The sequence below is a fragment of the Solirhodobacter olei genome, assembly GCF_004010155.1.
Lineage (GTDB): Bacteria > Pseudomonadota > Alphaproteobacteria > Rhodobacterales > Rhodobacteraceae > Solirhodobacter > Solirhodobacter olei.
The window spans coordinates 109,926-130,411 of sequence record NZ_RRYH01000018.1 but is presented as its reverse complement, the minus strand read 5'-3'; the positions used below and the strand labels follow the sequence as shown (position 1 = coordinate 130,411).

The window sequence follows — 20,486 nt, the reverse complement described above, 5'->3', positions numbered from 1 at the left end:
TGAACCTGCCGGCGTTTTCCGACATTTTGCGCCGCAGTCAAGCAGAGGCATAGCCCGGGGGATAGAGCGCATGAACGAGGCAGCAGAGCATCCACCGGCCGTGACATACAAACGGGTTCTTCTCAAGATTTCGGGCGAGGCGCTGATGGGCGACCAGGGCTACGGCCTGCACCCGCCGACCGTGAAGCGCATCGCCGAAGAGGTGAAGTCGGTCAACGACATGGGCGTCGAGATCTGCATGGTGATCGGCGGCGGCAACATCTTCCGCGGGCTGCAGGGCGCGGCGCAGGGGATGGAGCGGGCGACGGCCGACTACATGGGGATGCTGGCGACGGTGATGAACGCGCTTGCGATGCAGGCGAGCCTGGAGGCCTTGGGCGTCTTCACCCGCGTCGTCTCGGCCATTCCGATGGACCAGGTCTGCGAGCCCTATATCCGCCGCCGCGCGATCCGCCACCTGGAGAAGGGACGCGTCGTCGTCTTCGCGGCGGGCACCGGCAACCCCTATTTCACCACCGACACCGCGGCAACACTGCGCGCCAACGAGATGGGCTGCGAGGCGATCTTCAAGGGCACCAAGGTGGACGGGGTCTACGACAAGGACCCGAAGAAGTTCTCGGACGCCAAGCGCTACGACACGGTGAGCTATGACGAGGTGCTGCAGAAGCATCTCGGCGTGATGGATGCCTCGGCGATCGCGCTGGCGCGGGACAACCGGCTGCCGATCATCGTGTTCTCGCTGGACGAGCCGGGCGGGTTCCGGGGGATCCTCGCGGGTCAGGGCACCTATACCCGCGTGCATGGCTGAGGTATACAGCGGCACCCGCGCATCGCCATGAGGGCCGTGCGCGGCCGCCGAATTTCGAGGAGGAAGGATGTCGGACAACGACGCCACCGAGATTGATCTCGACGATCTGGAACGCCGGATGGACGGGGCGCTGGCCGCTCTGCGCCATGAATTCGCTTCGCTGCGGACGGGCCGGGGCTCTGCCTCGATGCTCGACCCGGTGCAGGTGGAAGCCTATGGCCAGATGACCCCGATCAACCAGCTCGGCACCGTCAACGTGCCCGAGCCGCGCATGGTCACGGTGAACATCTGGGACAAGTCCATGGTGCAGAAGGTGGAGCGGGCGATCCGCGACTCGGGCCTTGGCATCAACCCCGTGGTCGATGGCACCATCATCCGCCTGCCGATCCCGGAGCTGAATGAGGAGCGCCGGCGCGAGCTTTCCAAGGTCGCCGCGCAATATGCCGAGCAGGCCCGCGTCGCGATCCGCAACGTGCGCCGCGACGGGATGGAGCAGCTCAAGAAGGCGAAGGCCGCCGGGATGGGCGAGGACGACAACAAGCTGTGGCACGACGAGGTGCAGGCGCTGACCGACAAGAGCATCGGCCGGGTCGACGAGGCGCTGGAATCGAAGCAGCAAGAGATCATGCAGGTCTAGACCGGCAGGGCCTTCGGGCCCGGAGTGTTGCGCAAGGGGCAGGGCAGTGGCCGCCAGGGACGAGACCGGGACATTGCCGTCCCGCAGGAGCGCCGAGCACGTGGCCATCATCATGGATGGCAACGGGCGCTGGGCCACGCAGCGCGGCTGGCCGCGCCTTGTCGGCCACCGCCGCGGCGCGGAGCGGGTGCGCCAGATCGTGCGCGCCTGCCCGGACCTGGGCGTGCGCTGGCTGACCGTCTATGCCTTCTCCACCGAGAACTGGAAGCGGTCGACCGAGGAAGTCCTCGGCCTGATGAAGATCTTCGCCCGCTATATCGAGCGCGAGGCCGGCCGGCTGTCGGCCGAGGGGGTGCGGATGCGCTTCATCGGCGACCGCACGCGGCTTGAGCCGCGGCTGCAGGCGCTGATGGCTGGTATCGAGGCCCGGACGATGGCCAATACGCGGCTCAACTTCACCGTGGCGATCAATTACGGCGGGCGCGACGAGTTGGCCCGCGCGGCGCAGGCCCTGGCGCGGAAGGTGGCCGAGGGGCGGCTTTCGCCCGACGAGGTGAACGCCGACGAGCTTTCCCGCGCGCTCGACACCGCCGATATCCCGGATCCCGACCTTGTGATCCGCACCTCGGGGGAGACGCGCGTGTCGAACTTCCTGCTGTGGCAGGCGGCCTATGCGGAATATGAATTCACCCAGACCCTGTGGCCGGACTTCACGCCGGAGGAGCTTGCCTCCATCCTCGACAGGGTGGCGGTGCGCGATCGCCGGTTCGGGGCGGTGAGCGCATGAGCGCCAGCGGCAAGTGGGCCGATCTGCGGCCTCGGCTGATCTCGGGCCTGCTTCTTGCGCTTGTGGGCGTGGCGGCGGTGCGGCTGGGGGGCGTCTGGTTCACCGGGCTTGCCACGATCGCCGCCGGGCTGATGCTGTGGGAACTCGCCACGATGGAGGGCGCGGGCCTGCGGGCCTATGGCGCCTTCGCGCTGGGCGCGGCGGTGATGATCGCGGCGCGGTTCACCGGCGGAGGGATCGAGATCCTGCTTCTCGTTGTCGCGGCCCTTGGGACGGCGGCGCTGGCGCGGCAGTCGCGGGAGGTGACGCTGGTCTACGGCCTGGCGGTTCTGCTTGCCGCCGACGGGCTGATCGACTTCCGCCAGGACTACGGTGGGACCTGGCTGTTCTGGCTGATCTTCGTGGTCATCGCCACCGACATCGGCGGCTATTTCGCCGGCCGGCTGATCGGCGGGCCGAAGTTCTGGCCCCGGGTCAGCCCGAAGAAGACCTGGGCGGGCACCATTGCCGGCTGGATCGGGGCTGCGCTGATCGGCGCGCTGTTCATCTCCTTCACCACGGCGGGTTACGACCTTATATGGATCAGTGCCGCGGTGGCCTTCGCCTCTCAGATGGGCGACATCGCGGAGAGCGCAATCAAGCGGCGGGCGGGCGTGAAGGATTCCTCGCAATTGATCCCGGGCCATGGCGGGCTGCTGGACCGGTTCGACGGGCTTCTGGGCGCGGCGTTGATGATGCTGCTGGTCTCGTTCTTCGTCCACGTTCCGGTGGTGAGGATCTGACCGATGCGGCGCATTTCGATTTTCGGCGCCACCGGCTCGATCGGCCGCAATACCGTGGATTTGCTAGAGCGCCAGGGCGGGCGGGAGGCCTATGAGCTGGTCGCGCTGACCGGCGGGCGCAATGTCGCCGTTCTGGCGGAGCAGGCGCGTGCGCTGGGCGCGAAGCTGGCCGTGATCGCCGAGCCGGAGCTGCTGGGCGCGCTGCGCGAGGAGCTGGCGGGCAGCGGCACCGAGGCGGCCGCCGGGCCCGCGGCGCTGCTGGAAGCGGCGGAACGGCCGGCGGACTGGGTCATGTCCGGCATCGTCGGTGCGGCGGGTCTTGCGCCCGGGTTCCGGGCGCTGCGCAGCGGCGGAACGCTGGCCCTGGCCAACAAGGAGAGCCTCGTGGCCGCCGGGCCCCTGCTGCTGGCGGAGGCGGAGCGGCACGGCGCGCGGATCCTGCCGGTCGACAGCGAGCATTCGGCCGTGTTCCAGGCGCTGGTGGGCGAGGAGATCGCGGCCGTGGAGCGGGTGATCATCACCGCGTCCGGCGGGCCGTTCAGGGACTGGAGCCTGGACCGGCTGGCGCAGGCGACGCCGGAAGAGGCGGTGGCCCATCCCAACTGGTCGATGGGGCAGCGGATCTCGGTCGATTCGGCGTCGATGTTCAACAAGGCGCTGGAACTTATTGAAACCAAGGAATTCTTCGGGGTCGCGCCGGAGCGGATCGAGGTGCTGGTGCATCCGCAATCCCTGGTTCACGCGCTGGTGGGGTTCGCTGATGGCGGGCTGATGGCGCATCTCGGCCCCCCCGACATGCGTCACGCGATCGGCTATGCGCTGAACTGGCCCGCGCGCGAGGCGCTGCCGGTGGCGCGGCTCGATCTCGCGGCCATCGGGCGGCTCGATTTCGCCGCGCCGGACGAGACGCGCTTCCCGGCGCTTCGCCTGGCTCGCGAGGTTATGACGCACGGCGGGCTTGCCGGCGCCGCCTTCAATGCGGCAAAGGAGGTGGCGCTGGACCATTTCCTGGCCCGCGACATCGGGTTTCTGGACATGGCCGGTACCGTCGAGGATACGCTTGCCCGTCTTTCGGGCGAAATGCGCCTTGGGGCTGCCGCTTTGAGCCTCGAGGATGTTCTCGAAACGGACGGGTTGGCGCGGCGGCGCGCGGGCGAGATCATCGCCCGGCGGAACAGGCGGCAGATGCGAGGATGAGCGAGTGGATGTGATCAGCCAGGTGCCGAGCTTCGGCGGCATGGTTTACACGGCGGCAGCGTTCGTCGTGGCGCTTTCGATCATCGTCGCGGTGCACGAATACGGCCATTACATCGTCGGCCGCTGGTCGGGCATCCATGCCGAGGTGTTCTCTCTGGGCTTCGGGCCGGTGCTGTTCTCGCGGATCGACCGGCGGGGCACACGCTGGCAGGTCTCGGCACTGCCCTTCGGGGGTTACGTGCGTTTTCTCGGCGACAGCGACGCGGCCTCGGGCCGCGACGAGCACGCGATGGAGGGGCTGAGCGAGGATCAGAGGCGCCATTCGATGCATGGGGCGCCGCTCTGGGCGCGGGCGGCAACCGTGGTGGCGGGGCCGGCGTTCAACCTGATCTTCTCGATCTTCCTGCTGGTCATCCTGGCCTATGCTCAGGGGGTGCCGACCGCGCCCGTCACGGTCGGAAAGCTGAAGCCCGCGCCGGCCGCAACCGCCGACGCGCTCAGGCCCGGCGACCAGATCCTTGCCATCGATGGCAAGGCCACGCCGAATACCGAGAGCTTCTATAGCACGGCGGGCTCGCTCGTGTCCGAGCCCTCGGTCAGCTACAAGATCCGCCGCGACGGGCAGGAGATGACGGTGACGGGCCCGAACCCGATGCCAGCGCGGGCCGAAGCGGTGGCGCCGCAATCGGCGGCCTATGCGGCGGGGATCAAGGCGGGCGACGTCTTCACCGCGGTGGATGGCAAGCCGATCTCGACCTTCGAGGAGTTGCGCAAGGACGTGGTGAACGGCGGCGGTGCGCCGTTGAAGCTGACCGTCTGGCGCGATGGCAAGACGCTGTCCGTCACGCTGAAGCCGCGCCGGAGCGACCTGCCGACCACCGGCGGCGCCTTCCAGACGCGCTGGCTGATCGGGGTGTCGGGGGGGCTTTTCTTCAGCCCTGACACCCGCCTGCCGGGTCCGTTCGAGGCGCTTGGGATGGCGGTGTCGCAGACCCGCTACGTGATCTTCACCAGCCTTTCGGGCCTCTGGCACATGGTGACGGGGGCGATCAGCGCCTGCAACCTGCACGGGCCGCTGGGGATCGCCGAGACCTCGGGCGCGGCGGCGAGCCAGGGGGCGCTGACCTTCCTGAGCTTCATCGCCATGCTGTCGACCGCGGTGGGTCTGCTGAACCTTTTCCCGGTGCCGGTGCTCGATGGTGGGCACCTGGTGTTCCACGCCTGGGAGGCTGTGGCGGGGCGGCCGCCGAGCGACCGGGCGCTGCGGCTGCTGATGGGCGGCGGGCTGTTTGCCATCCTGGCGCTGATGGCCTTTGCGCTGTCGAACGACGTCTTCTGCCCCTGAGGGCAGGCGGGCGCCCCAAAAGGCACCATGAGATTGCCGCATTCCGGCCATATTCGGCGCCTATCTCCCGAATGATCCCGGATTCCGGGGTGAATGCTCAGGAGGGCGATCATGCAAGCGGTGATGCAGCAGGGCTATGAGGGGCTTTCGCTTCTCGTCTGGCTGAACTGGGACCGGCTTTTCGCGCTCGGCACCGTGGTGGTCGGGCTTCTTGCCGGTGCGTTCCTCGGCCAGGCGATCGTCGGCCTCTGACGGCAGCCGGCGTACAGCATGACGATCCGGGCGGCTTCGGCCGCCCTTTTGCGTTTTCGGGGAGGCGGGCGCTGGCGCTGTCTTCCGGGGCAGGGTGCGCACCGATTGCGCACCGTCGGCCCGCGATCCCACGCCATCTTTTCCTTCCCCGTGCCTTTTGACATCCCCCCCCATTCCCGCTAGCAAGGATCGACCGGATTTCCTTAACGAGCGGTAGGGACAGATGCAGGACGAAGGCGGGGCCCGGGCAGGCGCGCGCGGCCGGGGCGTGGACCGGATGATGGCGTCCAACATCCTGAAAATTCTGGCAATTCTTGCCGTTTCAATGCTCTGGGTGCTGCAGGCCCCGGCGGCGCGGGCGGCGGATTACAGCTTCAGTCGCATCAAGGTCGCGGGGCTGCAGCGGATCGATGCCTCCTCGGTCAAGACCTATGCCGCGATTCCGCTCAACAAGACGATCAGCGACGCGGACCTGAACGCGGCCTACCAGCGGATCTCCGATTCCGGGCTGTTCCAGACCGTGACGCTGACGCCCGAAGGGTCCACCCTGGTGATCGCGGTGAAGGAATTCCCGACGATCAACGTGATCAATTTCGAGGGCAATAAGCGGATCAAGAGCGACCAGCTCGCCAAGATCATCAAGTCGCAGTCGCGCCGCGTCTATTCCCCGGCCCAGGCCGAGGCCGATGCCGCCGCGATCACCGAGGCCTATCGCCAGACCAAGCGCTTCGCCGCCGAGGTGACGCCGCAGATCATTCCGCGCAGCCAGAACCGGGTCGACCTCGTCTTCAAGATCGACGAGGGCCAGACCGTCGAGGTGCAGCGTCTGACGATCATCGGCAACCATGCCTTCTCCACCCACCGTCTGCGCCAGGTGCTGTCAACCAAGCAGGCGGGGCTGCTGCACTTCCTGTTCACCAACAACACCTTCTCCGAGAACCGGCTGGAGCAGGACAGGAAGGCGCTGACCGAGTTCTACCACTCGCGCGGCTACATCGACTTTCGGATCCTGAACGCGAGCGCCCAGCTCGACCGGCAGCGCAACGGCTTCTTCCTGACTTTCATGATCCAGGAAGGGCAGAAGTATCACTTCGAAAAGGCGACCGCCTCCACCGCGCTGAAGGGGATCGACCTGAAGGCCTTCCAGAGCCAGATCCGCATCAGCAAGGGCGAGACCTATTCGCCCAACGCGATCGATGCGACGGCGCTGCGGATGCAGAACCTCGCCGCCCGGCAGGGGCTGAACTTCATCCGCATCACCCCGAAGATCACGCGCGATGACCGCAACCTCGCCGTCAACGTCGATTTCGTCATCGACCGGGGTCCGAAGATGTTCATCCAGCGGATCGACATCGAGGGCAACTCGACCACGCTCGACCGCGTGATCCGCCAGCAGTTCCACCAGAGCGAGGGCGACCCGCTGAACCCGCGCGAGCTGAAAGCGGCGGAGAACCGGATCAAGGCGCTCGGCTATTTCAAGAGCGTGCAGGTCACCACCAAGCAGGGCTCTGCGCCCGACGAGGCGATTGTCAACGTCAACGTGGTGGAGCAGCCGACTGGCTCGCTTTCCATCGGCGGCACTTACGGGGTGAGCACGGGCTTCGGGGTGGCGCTGTCGTTCAACGAGGCCAACTTCCTTGGCCGCGGCCAGCACGTGGGGGTGTCGATCAACACCACCTCGAGCGACCGCAACTCCTCGATCAGCTTCGACGAGCCGGCGCTGTTTGGTCGCAACCTCGATCTGGGGATCAACGGCGGCTACGTCACAGCGACGCACAGCTACACGACCTACGACACCCGCATTCTCAGCTTCAGCCCGAGCCTGACCTTCCCGATCAGCGCCCGGGGCCGGCTGCAGCTGCGCTACGATGCCGAGCGGCGCGTCCTGCACAATATCGACAGCGACACATCTGCCATCATCCAGTCCGAGAGCAAGGCCGGCACGGTCAGCGCCTTCGGCTACACCTACAGCTACGATTCGAACCGCGACGGGCTGAACCCGAAATCGGTCTTCCGTTTCAAGCTGAGCCAGGACCTTGCCGGCTTCGGCGGGACCGAGAAATACATCGCCTCCTCGGCGCTGGTCTCGGCCGAAACCAAGGTGGCGCATGAGGCGGTGACGCTGAAGGCGGAGCTGGAGGGCGGCGTGCTTTCGATGCTGCACGGGCAGGACAGCAACGTGCTCGACCGCTACTTCCTGAACAACAAGATCATCGGCTTCGAGCCGAATGGCCTTGGCCCGCGCGACACGACGGCGGGGGGCAACAATGCGCTCGGCGGTAATTTCTACGCCGTGGCGCGGTTCGAGGCGCGGTTCCCGGTGGGGCTGCCGGATGACTACGGCGTCTCTGGCGGGGTGTTCGTGGATACCGGCTCCGTCTGGGGGCTGAAGAACACCGCGGGCACCGGGGGCACGGTCGACGACAGTTTCCACCTGCGGTCCACCGTTGGCCTCTCGCTGTTCTGGTCCACCCCGATCGGGCCGCTGCGCTTCGACTTCAGCCGGGCGATCAAGAAGATGCCCTATGACAAGACGCAGAACTTCGACCTGACCCTGGCGACGCAGTTCTGATGCGCGCGCCGGGGGCAGCCCGGGCCGGACTGGCGGCGCTGGCGCTGGCCCTCGGGGTCATGCCGGCGGCCGGGCAGACGGCAGCCGGGCAGCCCGCGCAGGGGCAGGGGCAGCCGGCGGCGAATACGGCAAACGGTGCGGCGCCGGCGCTGAAACCCGAGGCCGGCAAGGCCCTGGGCGGCGGCAATGGCGGCGTGACCATTCCGAGCCCGGTTCTGACGATCGACCCCGATCGCCTGTTCACCGATTCCGACTATGGCAAGCGGGTGGAACGCGACCTGGAGGCGCAGGCCCGCGCGCTCGCGTCTCAGAACCGCAAGATCGAGGATGCGCTCAAGACCGAGGAGAAGCAGCTGACCGAGGAGCGCCCGAAGATGGCGCCCGACGCGTTCCGCAAGCTCGCCGATGCCTTCGACGCCAAGGTCCAGCGCATCCGCAAGGAGCAGGACGACAAGAACAAGGCGCTCGGCACCCGGCGCGAGGCGGAGCGGAAGAAGTTCCTGCAGCTGGTGCTGCCGATCCTGGCCAACCTGATCCGCGAGGATGGGGCCGTGGCGATCCTGAACCGGCAGGCCATCTTCCTGTCGTTCAGCGGCATCGACGTGACAGACCGCGCCATCGCCCGGATCAATGCCAAGATCGGCGATGGCGCTGCGCTGGACAAGAACACACCCGAGGGCACGGCGCCCGGCACCAACGCGCCGGCGCTGAACGCACCCAAGCCTGCGGCCCCCGCAGCGCCGGGTGCGGCCGGGTCGGGTGCGGCGCCCTCCAAGCCACCGCCCGACGCGGCGCCTGGGACCGCCCCCGCAGCGCCCGCGACGGGCAACTAGGCGCCGGCGGCTCCGCCTTGCCTCGCGGTGGGCGAGTTGCTAGTCAGGCGCGGTAGCAGACTGTTGCCCTGGTCCGAAGGAGAGACGGATGACCGAGACCCCCGCAATCGAAGTGGAGGACGGCCAGTCGGTGGCCCCGTTGCACGCCGACCTGGCGCTGATCCAGCGTTGCATCCCGCACCGCTATCCCTTCCTGCTGGTCGACAAGGTCCGCGACATCCTGCCCTCGAAATCCGCCGTGGGCATCAAGAACGTCACCTTCAACGAACCGCATTTCCAGGGCCATTTCCCCGGCGTGCCGATCATGCCGGGCGTGACCATCGTCGAGGCGATGGCGCAGACCTCGGCGGTGCTGGTCAGCCTGACGCTGGACCTCGTCGACCGGAACCCGCTGGTCTATTTCATGAATATCGACGGCTGCAAGTTCCGCCGCAAGGTGGTGCCGGGCGACGTGCTTGAGCTGCATGTCACGGTGAAGCGCGGCGGTGGCAAGATCTGGAAGTTCCACGGCCGGGCCCTTGTCGAGGGCGAGCTGGCGGCGGAGGCGGAATTCACCGCGATGATCGACCTGAGGGGCTGAGATGGGCATCGCCGGTTCGGCCCAGGTCCATCCCTCCGCCGTCATCGAGGCCGGTGCGGAGGTGGGCGAGGGCTGTATCATCGGGCCGTTCTCGGTGGTCGGGCCGGAGGTCGTGCTGGGTCCTGGGGTCGAGCTGAAATCCCATGCCGTCGTCACCGGCTGGACCGAGATCGGCGAGGGCACGGTGATCTGGCCCTTCGCCTGCGTCGGCGAGGTGCCGCAGGACCTGAAATTCAAGGGCGAACGTACGCGCCTGATCATCGGCAAGCGCAACCGCATCCGCGAGGGCGCGACGATGAACACTGGCACCGAAGGCGGCGGCGGCGTGACCCGCGTCGGCGACGACGGGCTTTTCATGACCGGCTCCCATGTCGGCCACGACAGCTGGATCGGCGACCGGGTGGTGCTGGCCAACCAGGTGGCGATCGCCGGCCATTGCGTGATCGGCGACGACGTGATCATCGGCGGGCTCTCGGGCATCCACCAATATGTCCGCATCGGCCAGGGCGCGATCATCGGCGCCGTCACAATGGTGACCAATGACGTGATCCCATACGGCCTGGTGCAGGCGCCGCGGGGCGAGCTGGACGGGCTGAACCTTGTTGGGCTGAAGCGGCGCGGCGTCGAGCGCTCGGACATCACGGCGCTTCGGGCCGCCTACCAGATGCTGGCGCAGGGCGAGGGGGCCTTTGCCGACCGCGCCCGCCGCCTCGCCGAGGAGACCGACAGCGACTATGTCCGCACGGTCACCGATTTCATCCTCGGCGGCTCGGACCGCTCCTTCCTGACGCCGCGATGAGCGGGGCGGAGGCGCAGGGTCCAGTCGCGCTGATCGCGGGCACGGGGGTGCTGCCCGGGCTTCTGGCCGCGGCGCTGGAGCGGGCCGGGAAGGTGCCGCTGGTCGCCGCGATGCAGGGCTTTCCGGTCGAGGGCGTGGCCGCGGATATCGAATTCCGGGTGGAACGGCTTGTGCCGCTTCTGCGCGAGCTGGCGGCGCGCGACGTCTCGCGCGTGGTCTTCGCCGGTGCCGTGCATCGGCCGCGGCTCGACCCGGCGCTGTTCGATCCCGACACCGCCGCGCTGGTGCCGCGGATCCTGCCGGCGCTGACGCGGGGCGACGACAGCCTGCTGCGCGAGGTGATCGCGATTTTCGAGGAGGCCGGGCTGCCGGTCTCCGGTGTGGGCGAGATCGCGCCCGAGCTGGTGCCGGGGGCGGGAATTCTCGGTGCCGTGGAGCCAGGCAAGGTGGACCTGTCAGATGCCGCGCGCGCTGCGGAGATCCTGGCCCTGACGGGCCCGCTCGACATCGGGCAGGGCGTGGTCGTGGCGCAGGGCCTCTGCCTTGCCGTGGAGGCGCTGCCGGGGACCGACGCGATGCTTGGCGCCGTGGCGGCGATGGAGCCCGCGCGGCGGCCGGATCCGGCGAAGGGCCGCGGGCTTCTCTACAAGGCGCCGAAGCCGGGGCAGGACCGGCGGGTGGACCTGCCGGCGATGGGGCTGCGGACGGTGGAGCTGGCGGCAGAGGCGGGGCTTGGCGGGCTGGTCTTCGAGGCCGGGGGGGTGCTCATGCTCGACCGCGCGGCGATGGTGGCGCGGGCGGATGAGCTGGGCCTGTTCCTCTGGGCGCGGGAGCCATGAAGCTGTTCCTGATTGCGGGCGAGCCGTCGGGTGACCGGCTGGGCGCCGCGCTGATGGCCGGGCTTAAGGCGCTGGAACCGGCGGTGGAGTTCGCCGGGGTCGGCGGGCCGGCCATGCAGGCCGAGGGGCTGGAAAGCCTTTTCCCGATGGAGGAGCTTTCGGTCATGGGGCTGGCCGAGATCCTGCCGAAATACCGCGCCCTGAAACGCCGGATCGCGCAGACGGCGGCGGAGGTGCTGCGGCTCTCCCCCGCCGCGCTCATTACCATCGACAGTCCGGATTTTTGCCTGCGGGTGGCGCGGATCGTGCGGGAGGCGCGGCCGGACCAGCGGGTGATCCATTACGTCGCGCCCTCGGTCTGGGCCTGGCGGCCGGGGCGGGCGGCGAAGATGGCGAAGGTCGTCGACCATGTGCTGGCGCTTCTGCCGTTCGAGCCGCCCTACATGGAAGCCGCGGGGATGACCTGCGACTTTGTCGGCCATCCGGTGGTCGCCGAGCCGCTGGCCGACCGGGCGGCGGCAGAGGCGTTTCGCGAGGCCTCTGGCATAGGTTCCGCGCCGCTTCTGATGGTGCTGCCGGGCTCGCGCAAGGGCGAGGTGGGCCGCCTCGGCCCCCGCTTCGGTGCGGCGCTGGAACGGGTGGTCGCGGCGCGGCCCGAGCTGCGCGTGGTGGTGCCGACGGTGCCGCATGTGGCGGGGCTGGTGCGCGAGATGACGGCGACCTGGCCCGGCCGGCCCGTGGTGGTCGAAGGCGCGGCGGAGAAGCGCGCGGCCTTCGCCGCGGCGGATGCGGCGCTTGCGGCCTCGGGCACTGTCTCGCTGGAGCTGGCGGCGAACCGGGTGCCGATGGTCGTGGCCTATGATTTCAATCCGCTCAGCCGGGCGATCATCGGGCGGATGTTGAAGCTCGACACGGTGACGCTGGTGAACCTCGTCACCGGGACGCGGGCGGTGCCGGAGTTCCTCGGCAAGGCCTGCCGGCCGGAGCGGATCGCCCCGGCGGTGGTGCGGATGCTGGCGGACGGGCCGGAGCGCGCGGCACAGGTCGCGGCGATGGCGGATTGCATGGTGGCACTTGGCGCCGGAGGCGAGGCGCCCGGGCTGCGGGCTGCGCGCTCTGTGCTGGCGCACCTAGGCTGAGGTTTCCGGGCCCGGACCCGCCGGGCGGGACCGGCTCAATCCGCGGTCACGTCCCGCAGCGCGTTCAGAAAATCCGCCTGCGCCCGGGTCGGCGCCCAGCCCTCGCGAAAGGTCAGCCCTATTGGGCGCTCGGTGCCGTCGACGCCGCGGGGCAGCAGCGCGAACGTGCCCTGTGCCAGCTCCGGGGCGACCTGACGGCGGGAGATGCAGCCGAGGTGGTCGCTGAGGCGCAAAAGCTCTCGCATCAGGATCATCGAGCCTGACTCCACGATGCTTATGGGGCGGGGCACGTTGGCGGCCGCGAACATCGCGTCGAAATGCTGCCGCGTCGGGGTGCCGGAGGGGGCCACCACCCAAGGAAAGCCGGAGAGCGCCTCGACCGTGATTGGCCGGCCGGAGAGGAGGGGATGACCGTGGCGGGCGACCAGCGCGAGGTCGTCGAGAAAGAGCACCTCCTGCACCACGTCGGCAATCGGGGCGGGGTCGCGCAGGGCGCCGATCAGGAAGTCGATCTCGCCCCGCCGGAGCCCGGCGAGGAGATCGGCATAGGGCCCGTCGAGCACCCTGAGCGGCAGGCGCGGGCGGGCCTCGCGGAAGCGCGCGATGGCGCGGGGCAGGACGTGGCTGCGCGACAGAGGCATGGCGCCGATGGTCAGGCCGCCGGCCTCGCGGCCCGTGGCCTCGGCAAGGTCGGCCTCGGCCTGGTCGAGTTCGACGAAGGCGAGGCGGGCGGCCTGGGCGAGGGCCTGGGCGGGCCGGGTCGCGACCATGCCGTAGGATGTGCGCTCGAAAAGCGGGCGGGCGGCTTCCTGCTCCAGCTGGGTGATGGCGCGATGGACAGTGGGCTGGGCGCGGCCGAGGCGGCGGGCGGCGAGGGTGAAATTCTCCGCCTCGCGCATGGCGATCAGCGCCTGGAGCTGGGCGGTGGTGGCGGTCAGGCGCAGCCGGGGTGCAAGATCCGAGAGCGCCGGGTCGAGCAGCGCGAAGGCGCGCCGCGCGCGGATGACCAGGGCCTCGCCCGCCGGGGTGGGAAAGACACCCTGCGTGGACCTGCGGAAGAGCGCCGTGCCCGCAGCGCGTTCCAGCTTTGCCGTCGCCTGGGTCACGGCGGGCTGGGTGACGTTGCAGGCCTCCGCCGCCCGGGTGATCGAACCGAGATCCGCGACCGCGAGGAATACGCGCAGGTGGCGGAGGTTCTCTTTCATTTCCGGGCGTCTAGGATGCGGTCGGCGCGGTCTGCCGCATCCTCCGGCCCGCCGCTCAGCCCCAGCGCGCCGATCTCCGCCTGCCAGTCCACCGTGGCGCTGGCCATGCGGTCGGGCAGGCCGAGTTCGCGCAGGGTGGCGGCGACTTCGCGCATCTCGGCGGCGCGGCGGGTGCCGTGGACCATCATGCGTTCCAGGTTGTAGGCCGCGCGCTTCGCCCAGTCGCTGCCCGGGTCGGAGGCCTGGAGCGAGGCGAGCACGGCCTCCTCCACCCCGGCGCGGCGGGCGGCGAGGAGGCACTCGGCGGTCAGCGCCTCGACCCCCTTCACCATGACGGAGCGGATCATCTTGATGGCGGAGGCCTCGCCCACCGTGGGCCCCGCGATCTTCGGGGCCATGCCGAGGGCGGTGAGGAAGCGCGCGGCGGGTTCGGCATCGGGGCCGGCGAGAAGGACCGGCGTCAGATGCCGGCGGGGGTGGACCGGCGCCATGATCGCCATGTCGACGTAGCGCCCGCCGTGGCGCGCCACGAGGTCCGCCGCCGCGCGCTTGGTGCCGGGGGCGCAGGAATTTCCGTCGAACCAGAAAGCGCCGGGGGGAAGGTGGGGCGCCGCCGCCTCTGCCGCCGCAAGGGCCTGGTCCGCGGTGACGAGGCAGAAGACGGCCGTCGCGCCGGAAAGCGCCCCGGCCGGGCTGTCATGGCCCGCGACGCCGGCCTCGGCCTGGCAGGCTGCCATGGCAGCGGCCGTCGCTGGGTCGCGCGATTTCAGGTCATAAGCCGTGGCCCGCCCGGTGCCGCCGAGGGCGAGGCCGCCTGCGAAGGCGCGCCCGGCCTCGCCGAAGCCGATGAAGGCGATCCGGGCGGTTTCGGCTGTCTCGCTCACGGTGTTCTCCCCTGTCCCTGGCCCTCGTTCGACGCGGCTGCAGGGTGGCAGATCGTCCCCCGCCCGTCCATGCGCTATAGCGTGAGGTTATGGCAGGGGATGAGCTTCTGATTGGGCCTCGCCTGCATTTTGGCCGACAAGGGGGTGAGACCGAGGAAGGAGAACCCGATGCCCGCCGCCCCGACCGCGCCGAAGCCGGCCCCCAAGACGGCGCTGGTGATCAGCGCCCATGCCGCCGATTTCGTCTGGCGCTGCGGCGGCGCGATCGCGCTTCATGCCGAGATGGGCTACCAGGTGACGGTGGTCTGCCTCTCCTTCGGCGAGCGCGGGGAAAGCGCCAAGCTCTGGAAGCAGCCGGGGATGACGCTGGAGAAGGTCAAGGCCGCGCGGCGCGCGGAGGCGGAGCGGGCGGCCGAGGCGCTTGGCGTTCACGAGCTGGTCTGCCTCGATCTCGGCGACTACCCGCTGCGGCTGAGCGATGACGACAAGTACAGGCTGGTCGAGGTGATCCGGCGGGTGCAGCCGTCCTTCATGCTCAGCCATTCGTCCTACGATCCCTACAACACCGACCACATGTACGCGACGCAGGTGGCGCTGGAATGCCGGATGATCGCTCAGGCCTGGGGCCATAACCCGGGCGAGAAGGTGCTCGGCGCGCCGCAGCTCTACCTGTTCGAGCCGCACCAGACCGAGCAGATGGGCTGGAAGCCGGATGTCTTCCTCGACATCACGCCGGTCTGGGGCAAGAAGCGCGCCGCCATCGAATGCATGGAGGGGCAGGAGCATCTCTGGGACTATTATACCAATGTTGCGGAGAACCGCGGCAATCACTTCCGCCGCAACTCCGGCGGGCAGGCCGGGGGGCGCGCGGCGAAATATGCCGAAGGGTTCCAGAGCGTCTTCCCGCGCACGGTGGACGAATTGTGAGGGGGCAGAGATGACCGCACCGACGAACCCGAGCTTCGAGATTGCCCATCTGGCCCATGTCGAGGTCTATACCGACCGGTTCGAGGAAAGCCTGGATTTCTTCACCCGCGTCTACGGGCTGAAGCTGTCCGGTCAGGACGGGGCATCGGCCTATCTCAGGGCCTGGGACGATTACGAATTCCACTCGCTGAAGCTGACACGGCACCACACCACCGGCGTCGGCCATGTCGCCTACCGGGCGGCCTCGCCGGAGGCGCTGGAGCGTCGTGTCGAGGTGATCGAGGCCAGCCCCTACAGGAAGATCGGCTGGGTCGAGGGCGATGCCGGCCATGGCCGTGCCTATCGCTGGGAGGATCCCTTCGGCCATGTCTTCGAAATCTACTGGGACACCAACCGCCCGCCGCCGGGCGATGCTTCGGCGCTGAAGAATCTCGCCTCCAAATTCCACGCCCAGGGGGCCTGTCCGCGGCGGATCGACCATGTGAACCTGCTGGGCGAGGACGCCGCGGCCTTCCGCGACTGGGCGGCGCTGACGCTGGGTTCCCGGGTCACCGAATACATCCAGCTCGACAACGGCCGCATCGGCGGGGTCTGGTTCAGCTGCAACAACAAGACCTACGATCTGGTCTGCTCGGAGGAGCGCGGCGGCGGTACCGGCCGTCTGCACCATGTGACCTATGCGACCGACACCCGCGAGGACATCCTGCGCGCGGCTGACATCATGCTGGAAAACGGCGTTCATATCGAAACCGGGCCGCACAAGCACGCCATCCAGGGCTCGTTCTTCCTCTATGTCTGGGAACCGGCGGGCAACCGGGTGGAGCTGGCCAATGCCGGGGCGCGGCTGATCCTCGCACCGGACTGGGAGCCGGTGGTCTGGACGGAGGCGGACCGGAAGAAGGGCCAGGCCTGGGGGTTGAAGACGATCGAGACCTTCCACACCCACGGCACGCCGCCGGTGACGAAGGACTGAAGGGCGGGACGCCGGGAAGGAGAGAAGCGATGGGCGCTGTCGTGGTGCAGGATATCGAGCGGGCCGACCCGAAGGTGATCGCGGGGCTCGCGGCGGCGGGGGTCGCCACGGTGCATGAGGCGCAGGGCCGGACCGGGTGCCTGGCCTCGCACATGCGGCCGATCTGGGCCGGCGCGCAGGTCGCGGGATCGGCGGTGACGATCTCTGCCCCGCCGGGCGACAACTGGATGCTGCATGTCGCGATCGAGCAGGTCAGGGAGGGCGACATCCTCGTCCTCGCGCCCACAAGCCCTTGCGACAACGGCTATTTTGGCGATCTGCTGGCGACCTCGGCGATGGCGCGGGGCTGCCGCGGGCTGGTGATCGACGCGGGCGTGCGCGACGTGCGGGACCTGACCGCGATGGGCTTTCCGGTCTGGTCCAAGGCGATCAGCGCGCAGGGTACCGTCAAAGCGACGCTCGGCTCGGTCAACGTGCCGGTGGTCTGCGCCGGACAGGCGGTCAACCCCGGCGACGTGGTGGTGGCCGACGACGACGGGGTCGTCGTCGTCCCCCGCGCGGCGGCGGCGGAGGTGCTGGCGGCGGCGGAGGCGCGGCTGGCGAACGAGGCGGCCAAGCGCGCGCGGCTGGCGGCGGGAGAGCTCGGCCTCGACATGTACCAGATGCGCGAGGCGCTGGCGGCGAAGGGGCTGAAATATGTCTGACTGCCGTGCCACCGTTTCCGCACCGCTTTCGCACCGTAAGAGCACCGTAAATCGGGACGGTCCCCCCGCGCCCCGCGCAACACCCCGCGCCCTTTCTTCTGTCCGCAAATATCCCGGGGGCGCGGAGGCAGAGACCCTGCGCGGCTGCCCCCGGAGGCCCGCCCGATGAGCGAGGGCATCCGCTGTCTCTGGATGCGCGGGGGCACCTCGAAGGGGGCGTATTTCCTGTCCGGGGACCTGCCCGCCGACCCGGCCGCGCGTGACGCGCTTCTGCTGCGCGTCATGGGCTCGCCCGATCCGCGGCAGATCGACGGGATCGGCGGGGCGGATCCGCTGACCTCGAAGGTCGCGGTCCTCTCGGCCTCCGCGCGGGCGGATGCGGATGTGGATTACCTCTTCCTGCAGGTCTTCGTCGATCAGGCGCTGGTTTCGGACCGGCAGGGCTGCGGCAATATCCTTGCCGGTGTAGGGCCGGCGGCAATCGAGCGGGGACTGGTGCCGGCGCGGGAGGGGGAGACGCCGGTCAGGATCCACATGGTCAACACCGGTGAGGTCGCGGTGGCGCGGGTGGCGACGCCGGGGGGCGTGGTCAGCTACCGCGGCACGACGGTGATCGACGGGGTGCCGGGGCATCACGCGGCGGTGCCCCTGATGTTCGACAGCATCGCGGGGTCGATGTGCGGGGCGCTTCTGCCGACCGGCCGGGCGGTCGACGTGATCGATGGCGTGGAGGCGACGCTGATCGACAACGGCATGCCCTGCGTGATCCTGCGCGCCGCCGACTTCGGGCTGAGCGGGCAGGAGAGCCGGGAGGCGCTGGAGGGGGACGCCGATCTCAAGGCGCGGATCGAGGCGATCCGGCTGAAGGCGGGGCCGATGATGAACCTTGGCGATGTCACCGAGGCCTCGGTGCCGAAGATGACGCTGGTCTCCGCCCCGATGGCCGGAGGGGCGATCAGCACACGGAGTTTCATTCCGCACCGTGTCCATGCCTCCGTCGGGGTGTTCGCCGCGGTCTCTGTCGCCACCGCCTGCCTGTTGGAAGGGAGCCCGGCGGCGGGGCTGGCGGTTCGTCCGGCGGACGGGCGGTACCGCATCGAGCATCCGAGCGGTGCGGCGGAAGTACTGCTGGAGATCGGGCCGGGGGGCGAGGTGCTGTCGGCCGGGACGCTCCGCACGGCGCGGAAGCTTTTCGACGGGATGGTCTTCCCGGTGCCGGAGGATGCGGCCGGCTGATCGGGACCCCGCGCGTGCCTTGGGGATGAGGCGCGCGCGGGGGAGGGTCAGAGCGGGCTGATATGGACGCCCGCGGCCGGGATGGTGACGCCGTCGAAGGTCACCGGTTCGGGGTTGTAGTTCAGCAGGATCCGGAGGCGCGAGGTGTCGCGGCGGCGCAGGCCCTCGGGCATCTCCGTCGTCTCGACCCCGGTTTCGGCGCAGGCGGCGCGCAGGAGGTCTTTCAGCGCCGTCTCGTCCAGCCAGCCGCCGAGATAGGTGAGGGGACCCGCCGTCATCGCGACGGGGGCGCCGGTGGTGGTGGTCAGGCGCGCCTCGGCGCTGCCCTCCAGAACCTCGTGCCAGCGCTGGATCGCGCCGCCGCCCGAAAGCGGGATTTCGGTGCCGGGCGGCAGGCTTTCGACCCGCGCCACGGTGCAGTCGAGCCCGGGGAGCGCAGGGGGAAGCGGCACGGGGATGGCGAAATCCTCCGTCTTGGCGTTGGTGCGCGGGCCGAGGATGGCGCGGCCCTGAAAGCGGGCGAGCGCCGCGGTCAAGGGCGCCGAGAGCGTGGCGAGGCCGGGGACGAGGACGAGCCGGTAGGCCGAGAGGTCGCCCGTGTCGGGCGGCAGGATGTCGATGTTCAGACCGAGCGCGCGCAGGCCGCGGTAGGTGCTGGTCACCAGGTCGAAATAGTCGAAATCCTGGCCCTGGGGCTGGATCTTCCAGGCCCAGGCGCTCTCGTAATCGAAGACGAGGGCGACGGGGGCGGCGGCGGTGCCGGCCTCGGGTTCCAGCGCAAGTTCGCGGGCGACCTGCGTCGCTTCCGCCAGCGCGGGTGCCGCGGCGCTGTCGGGGCGCAGGAGGCCTGCATGCATCTGTTCCTGCGCAAAGGGAGCCTGGCGCCAGCGGAAGTAGCTGACGGTTTCCGCCCCGTGGGCGAAGGCCTCCCAAGCCCAGAGGCGGGCCATGCCGGGCAGCGGGTCGGCGTTCCAGGGCGCCCAGTTCACCGGGCCGGGCTGCTGTTCCATCACCCACCAGCGGCCGCGCCCGACAGCGCGGTAGAGGTCGTGGTGAAAGGCCTGGTTGTCGGGGTCGCCCTGGCGCAGGAAGCGGGCCTTGTGGGCCTCGGACGCCCCCAGCCGGCCGATCAGGAAGCCGAGCGGGTAGCTGTCCCAGCTTGCCGCGTCGAGATCGGCGCCGACCTTGAAATGGTCGAAGTCCACCACCCGGCCCATGTAGTTGTGAAGGATGGGGGCCGCGGAATGCCTGCGGATGATCTCTACCTGCAGGCGGTTGAAGGACACGACCTCGTCCGAGGCGAAGCGGCGGAGGTCCATCACATGGGAGGGGTTGGCCTCGGTCACGGTGAGGTTCGGCAGGCCGATCTCATCGAAGCCCGAATAGTCCATCGACCAGAAAACATTGCCCCAGGCGCGGTTGAGGGCCTCGGGGCTCTGGTATTTCTGCGCCAGCCAGTCGCGGAAGGCCGAGAGCGCCGCGGGGGAATAGCTGAGGATCGTGTCGTGGCAGCCGTATTCGTTGTCGGTCTGCCAGGCGGCGACATGGGGGTTCGCGCCGTAGCGGGTGGCAAGCGCGGTGACGATACGGGCGCATTCCGCGCGGAAGCCGCGGTGGCTGAAGTCGTAATGCCGGCGCGAGCCGAAGCCGCGCGGGCGGCCCTCTGCATCGACCGCGAACATGTCGGGCAGTTTCGTGGCGAGCCAGCGCGGCGGCGTGGCGGTGGGTGTGCCGAGCACGACCTTGAGCCCGGCGGCGCCGAGGGTTTCGATCGCGGTGTCGAGCCAGTCCCAGTCGAACCTGCCCGGGGCGGGTTCGATCCGCGACCAGGCGAATTCGCCGATGCGGACCCAGGTGATCCCGGCTTCGGCCATGCGGGCGGCATCCTCGGCCCAGATTTCCTGCGGCCAGTGTTCGGGGTAGTAGCAGACACCGAGGGCGCGTGTGAGGGGCGGGGAGGCGGTGGTCATCTGGGGTCCTTTCGGGG

General features: G+C 69.3%; 20 protein-coding genes. 17 read left to right on the top strand and 3 right to left on the bottom strand.

Annotation, left to right across the window (positions count from 1 at the left end):
- Nucleotides 1–70: 70 nt before the first annotated feature.
- The 13 genes from pyrH to lpxB all read left to right on the top strand — a co-directional run bounded on the left by pyrH (nucleotide 71) and on the right by lpxB (nucleotide 12,570).
- A complete protein-coding gene (gene pyrH / locus EIP85_RS14230) occupies nucleotides 71–808 on the top strand; it encodes a UMP kinase (RefSeq protein WP_127902872.1) in 738 nt (245 codons plus the stop codon).
- Nucleotides 809–875: 67 nt separating this feature from the next.
- Entirely contained in the window at nucleotides 876–1,445 is a 570-nt protein-coding gene (gene frr, locus EIP85_RS14225; protein ID WP_127902871.1) for a ribosome recycling factor, read from the top strand.
- Nucleotides 1,446–1,557: 112 nt separating this feature from the next.
- Nucleotides 1,558–2,232 (top strand): polyprenyl diphosphate synthase, encoded by a 675-nt coding sequence (gene uppS, locus EIP85_RS14220; RefSeq protein WP_241560048.1) that lies wholly within the window; start codon nucleotides 1,558–1,560, stop codon nucleotides 2,230–2,232.
- Entirely contained in the window at nucleotides 2,229–3,014 is a 786-nt protein-coding gene (locus tag EIP85_RS14215; protein ID WP_127902869.1) for a phosphatidate cytidylyltransferase, read from the top strand. The genes uppS and EIP85_RS14215 overlap by 4 nt, the downstream gene beginning before the upstream one ends.
- Before the next feature lie 3 nt (nucleotides 3,015–3,017).
- Nucleotides 3,018–4,211, top strand: coding sequence for a 1-deoxy-D-xylulose-5-phosphate reductoisomerase (gene dxr, locus EIP85_RS14210; protein ID WP_127902868.1), 1,194 nt, complete (start codon nucleotides 3,018–3,020; stop codon nucleotides 4,209–4,211).
- A gap of 4 nt (nucleotides 4,212–4,215) precedes the next feature.
- The gene (gene rseP, locus EIP85_RS14205; RefSeq protein ID WP_127902867.1) at nucleotides 4,216–5,556 is read left to right on the top strand and encodes an RIP metalloprotease RseP; all 1,341 of its coding nucleotides are present in this window, start codon (nucleotides 4,216–4,218) and stop codon (nucleotides 5,554–5,556) included.
- Nucleotides 5,557–5,667: 111 nt separating this feature from the next.
- Nucleotides 5,668–5,808 (top strand): hypothetical protein, encoded by a 141-nt coding sequence (locus tag EIP85_RS22815; RefSeq protein WP_164871739.1) that lies wholly within the window; start codon nucleotides 5,668–5,670, stop codon nucleotides 5,806–5,808.
- A 223-nt stretch (nucleotides 5,809–6,031) separates the two neighbouring features.
- Entirely contained in the window at nucleotides 6,032–8,380 is a 2,349-nt protein-coding gene (bamA, locus tag EIP85_RS14200) for an outer membrane protein assembly factor BamA (RefSeq protein WP_241560025.1), read from the top strand.
- Nucleotides 8,380–9,213: an OmpH/Skp family outer membrane protein gene (locus EIP85_RS14195; RefSeq protein WP_127902865.1), complete on the top strand. Its 834-nt coding sequence runs from the start codon at nucleotides 8,380–8,382 to the stop codon at nucleotides 9,211–9,213. Before bamA ends, EIP85_RS14195 begins: the two co-directional genes overlap by 1 nt.
- Before the next feature lie 88 nt (nucleotides 9,214–9,301).
- Nucleotides 9,302–9,793: a 3-hydroxyacyl-ACP dehydratase FabZ gene (gene fabZ / locus EIP85_RS14190; RefSeq protein ID WP_127902864.1), complete on the top strand. Its 492-nt coding sequence runs from the start codon at nucleotides 9,302–9,304 to the stop codon at nucleotides 9,791–9,793.
- 1 nt (nucleotide 9,794) lies between these two features.
- On the top strand, nucleotides 9,795–10,592 hold the full coding sequence (lpxA, locus tag EIP85_RS14185) for an acyl-ACP--UDP-N-acetylglucosamine O-acyltransferase (protein ID WP_127902863.1): 798 nt from the start codon (nucleotides 9,795–9,797) through the stop codon (nucleotides 10,590–10,592).
- A complete protein-coding gene (locus EIP85_RS14180) occupies nucleotides 10,589–11,431 on the top strand; it encodes an LpxI family protein (protein WP_127902861.1) in 843 nt (280 codons plus the stop codon). The genes lpxA and EIP85_RS14180 overlap by 4 nt, the downstream gene beginning before the upstream one ends.
- Nucleotides 11,428–12,570: a lipid-A-disaccharide synthase gene (gene lpxB, locus EIP85_RS14175; RefSeq protein ID WP_127902859.1), complete on the top strand. Its 1,143-nt coding sequence runs from the start codon at nucleotides 11,428–11,430 to the stop codon at nucleotides 12,568–12,570. Before EIP85_RS14180 ends, lpxB begins: the two co-directional genes overlap by 4 nt.
- A 35-nt stretch (nucleotides 12,571–12,605) precedes the next feature.
- Here the strand turns inward: lpxB and EIP85_RS14170 are convergent, their stop codons facing one another.
- Nucleotides 12,606–13,775, bottom strand: a complete 1,170-nt coding sequence (locus EIP85_RS14170; RefSeq protein WP_127902857.1) for a LysR family transcriptional regulator — start codon at nucleotides 13,773–13,775, stop codon at nucleotides 12,606–12,608.
- Complete coding sequence (locus EIP85_RS14165; protein ID WP_127902855.1) at nucleotides 13,772–14,659, bottom strand: NAD(P)-dependent oxidoreductase; 888 nt, start codon at nucleotides 14,657–14,659, stop codon at nucleotides 13,772–13,774. Before EIP85_RS14165 ends, EIP85_RS14170 begins: the two co-directional genes overlap by 4 nt.
- Nucleotides 14,660–14,827: 168 nt before the next feature.
- Here EIP85_RS14165 and EIP85_RS14160 point away from each other — a divergent pair, with 168 nt between their 5' ends.
- The 4 genes from EIP85_RS14160 (at nucleotide 14,828) to EIP85_RS14145 (ending at nucleotide 18,499) form a co-directional block, all read left to right on the top strand.
- Entirely contained in the window at nucleotides 14,828–15,586 is a 759-nt protein-coding gene (locus EIP85_RS14160) for a PIG-L deacetylase family protein (RefSeq protein ID WP_127902854.1), read from the top strand.
- Nucleotides 15,587–15,596: 10 nt separating this feature from the next.
- Nucleotides 15,597–16,559 (top strand): VOC family protein, encoded by a 963-nt coding sequence (locus EIP85_RS14155; RefSeq protein ID WP_127902852.1) that lies wholly within the window; start codon nucleotides 15,597–15,599, stop codon nucleotides 16,557–16,559.
- Nucleotides 16,560–16,588: 29 nt separating this feature from the next.
- Complete coding sequence (locus tag EIP85_RS14150; RefSeq protein ID WP_127902850.1) at nucleotides 16,589–17,263, top strand: 4-carboxy-4-hydroxy-2-oxoadipate aldolase/oxaloacetate decarboxylase; 675 nt, start codon at nucleotides 16,589–16,591, stop codon at nucleotides 17,261–17,263.
- Between the two features lie 165 nt (nucleotides 17,264–17,428).
- Nucleotides 17,429–18,499, top strand: a complete 1,071-nt coding sequence (locus EIP85_RS14145; RefSeq protein ID WP_127902848.1) for a 4-oxalomesaconate tautomerase — start codon at nucleotides 17,429–17,431, stop codon at nucleotides 18,497–18,499.
- A 47-nt stretch (nucleotides 18,500–18,546) separates the two neighbouring features.
- Here EIP85_RS14145 and EIP85_RS14140 read toward each other — a convergent pair whose 3' ends face one another.
- The gene (locus tag EIP85_RS14140; RefSeq protein WP_127902847.1) at nucleotides 18,547–20,469 is read right to left on the bottom strand and encodes a beta-galactosidase; all 1,923 of its coding nucleotides are present in this window, start codon (nucleotides 20,467–20,469) and stop codon (nucleotides 18,547–18,549) included.
- Nucleotides 20,470–20,486: the final 17 nt, after the last annotated feature.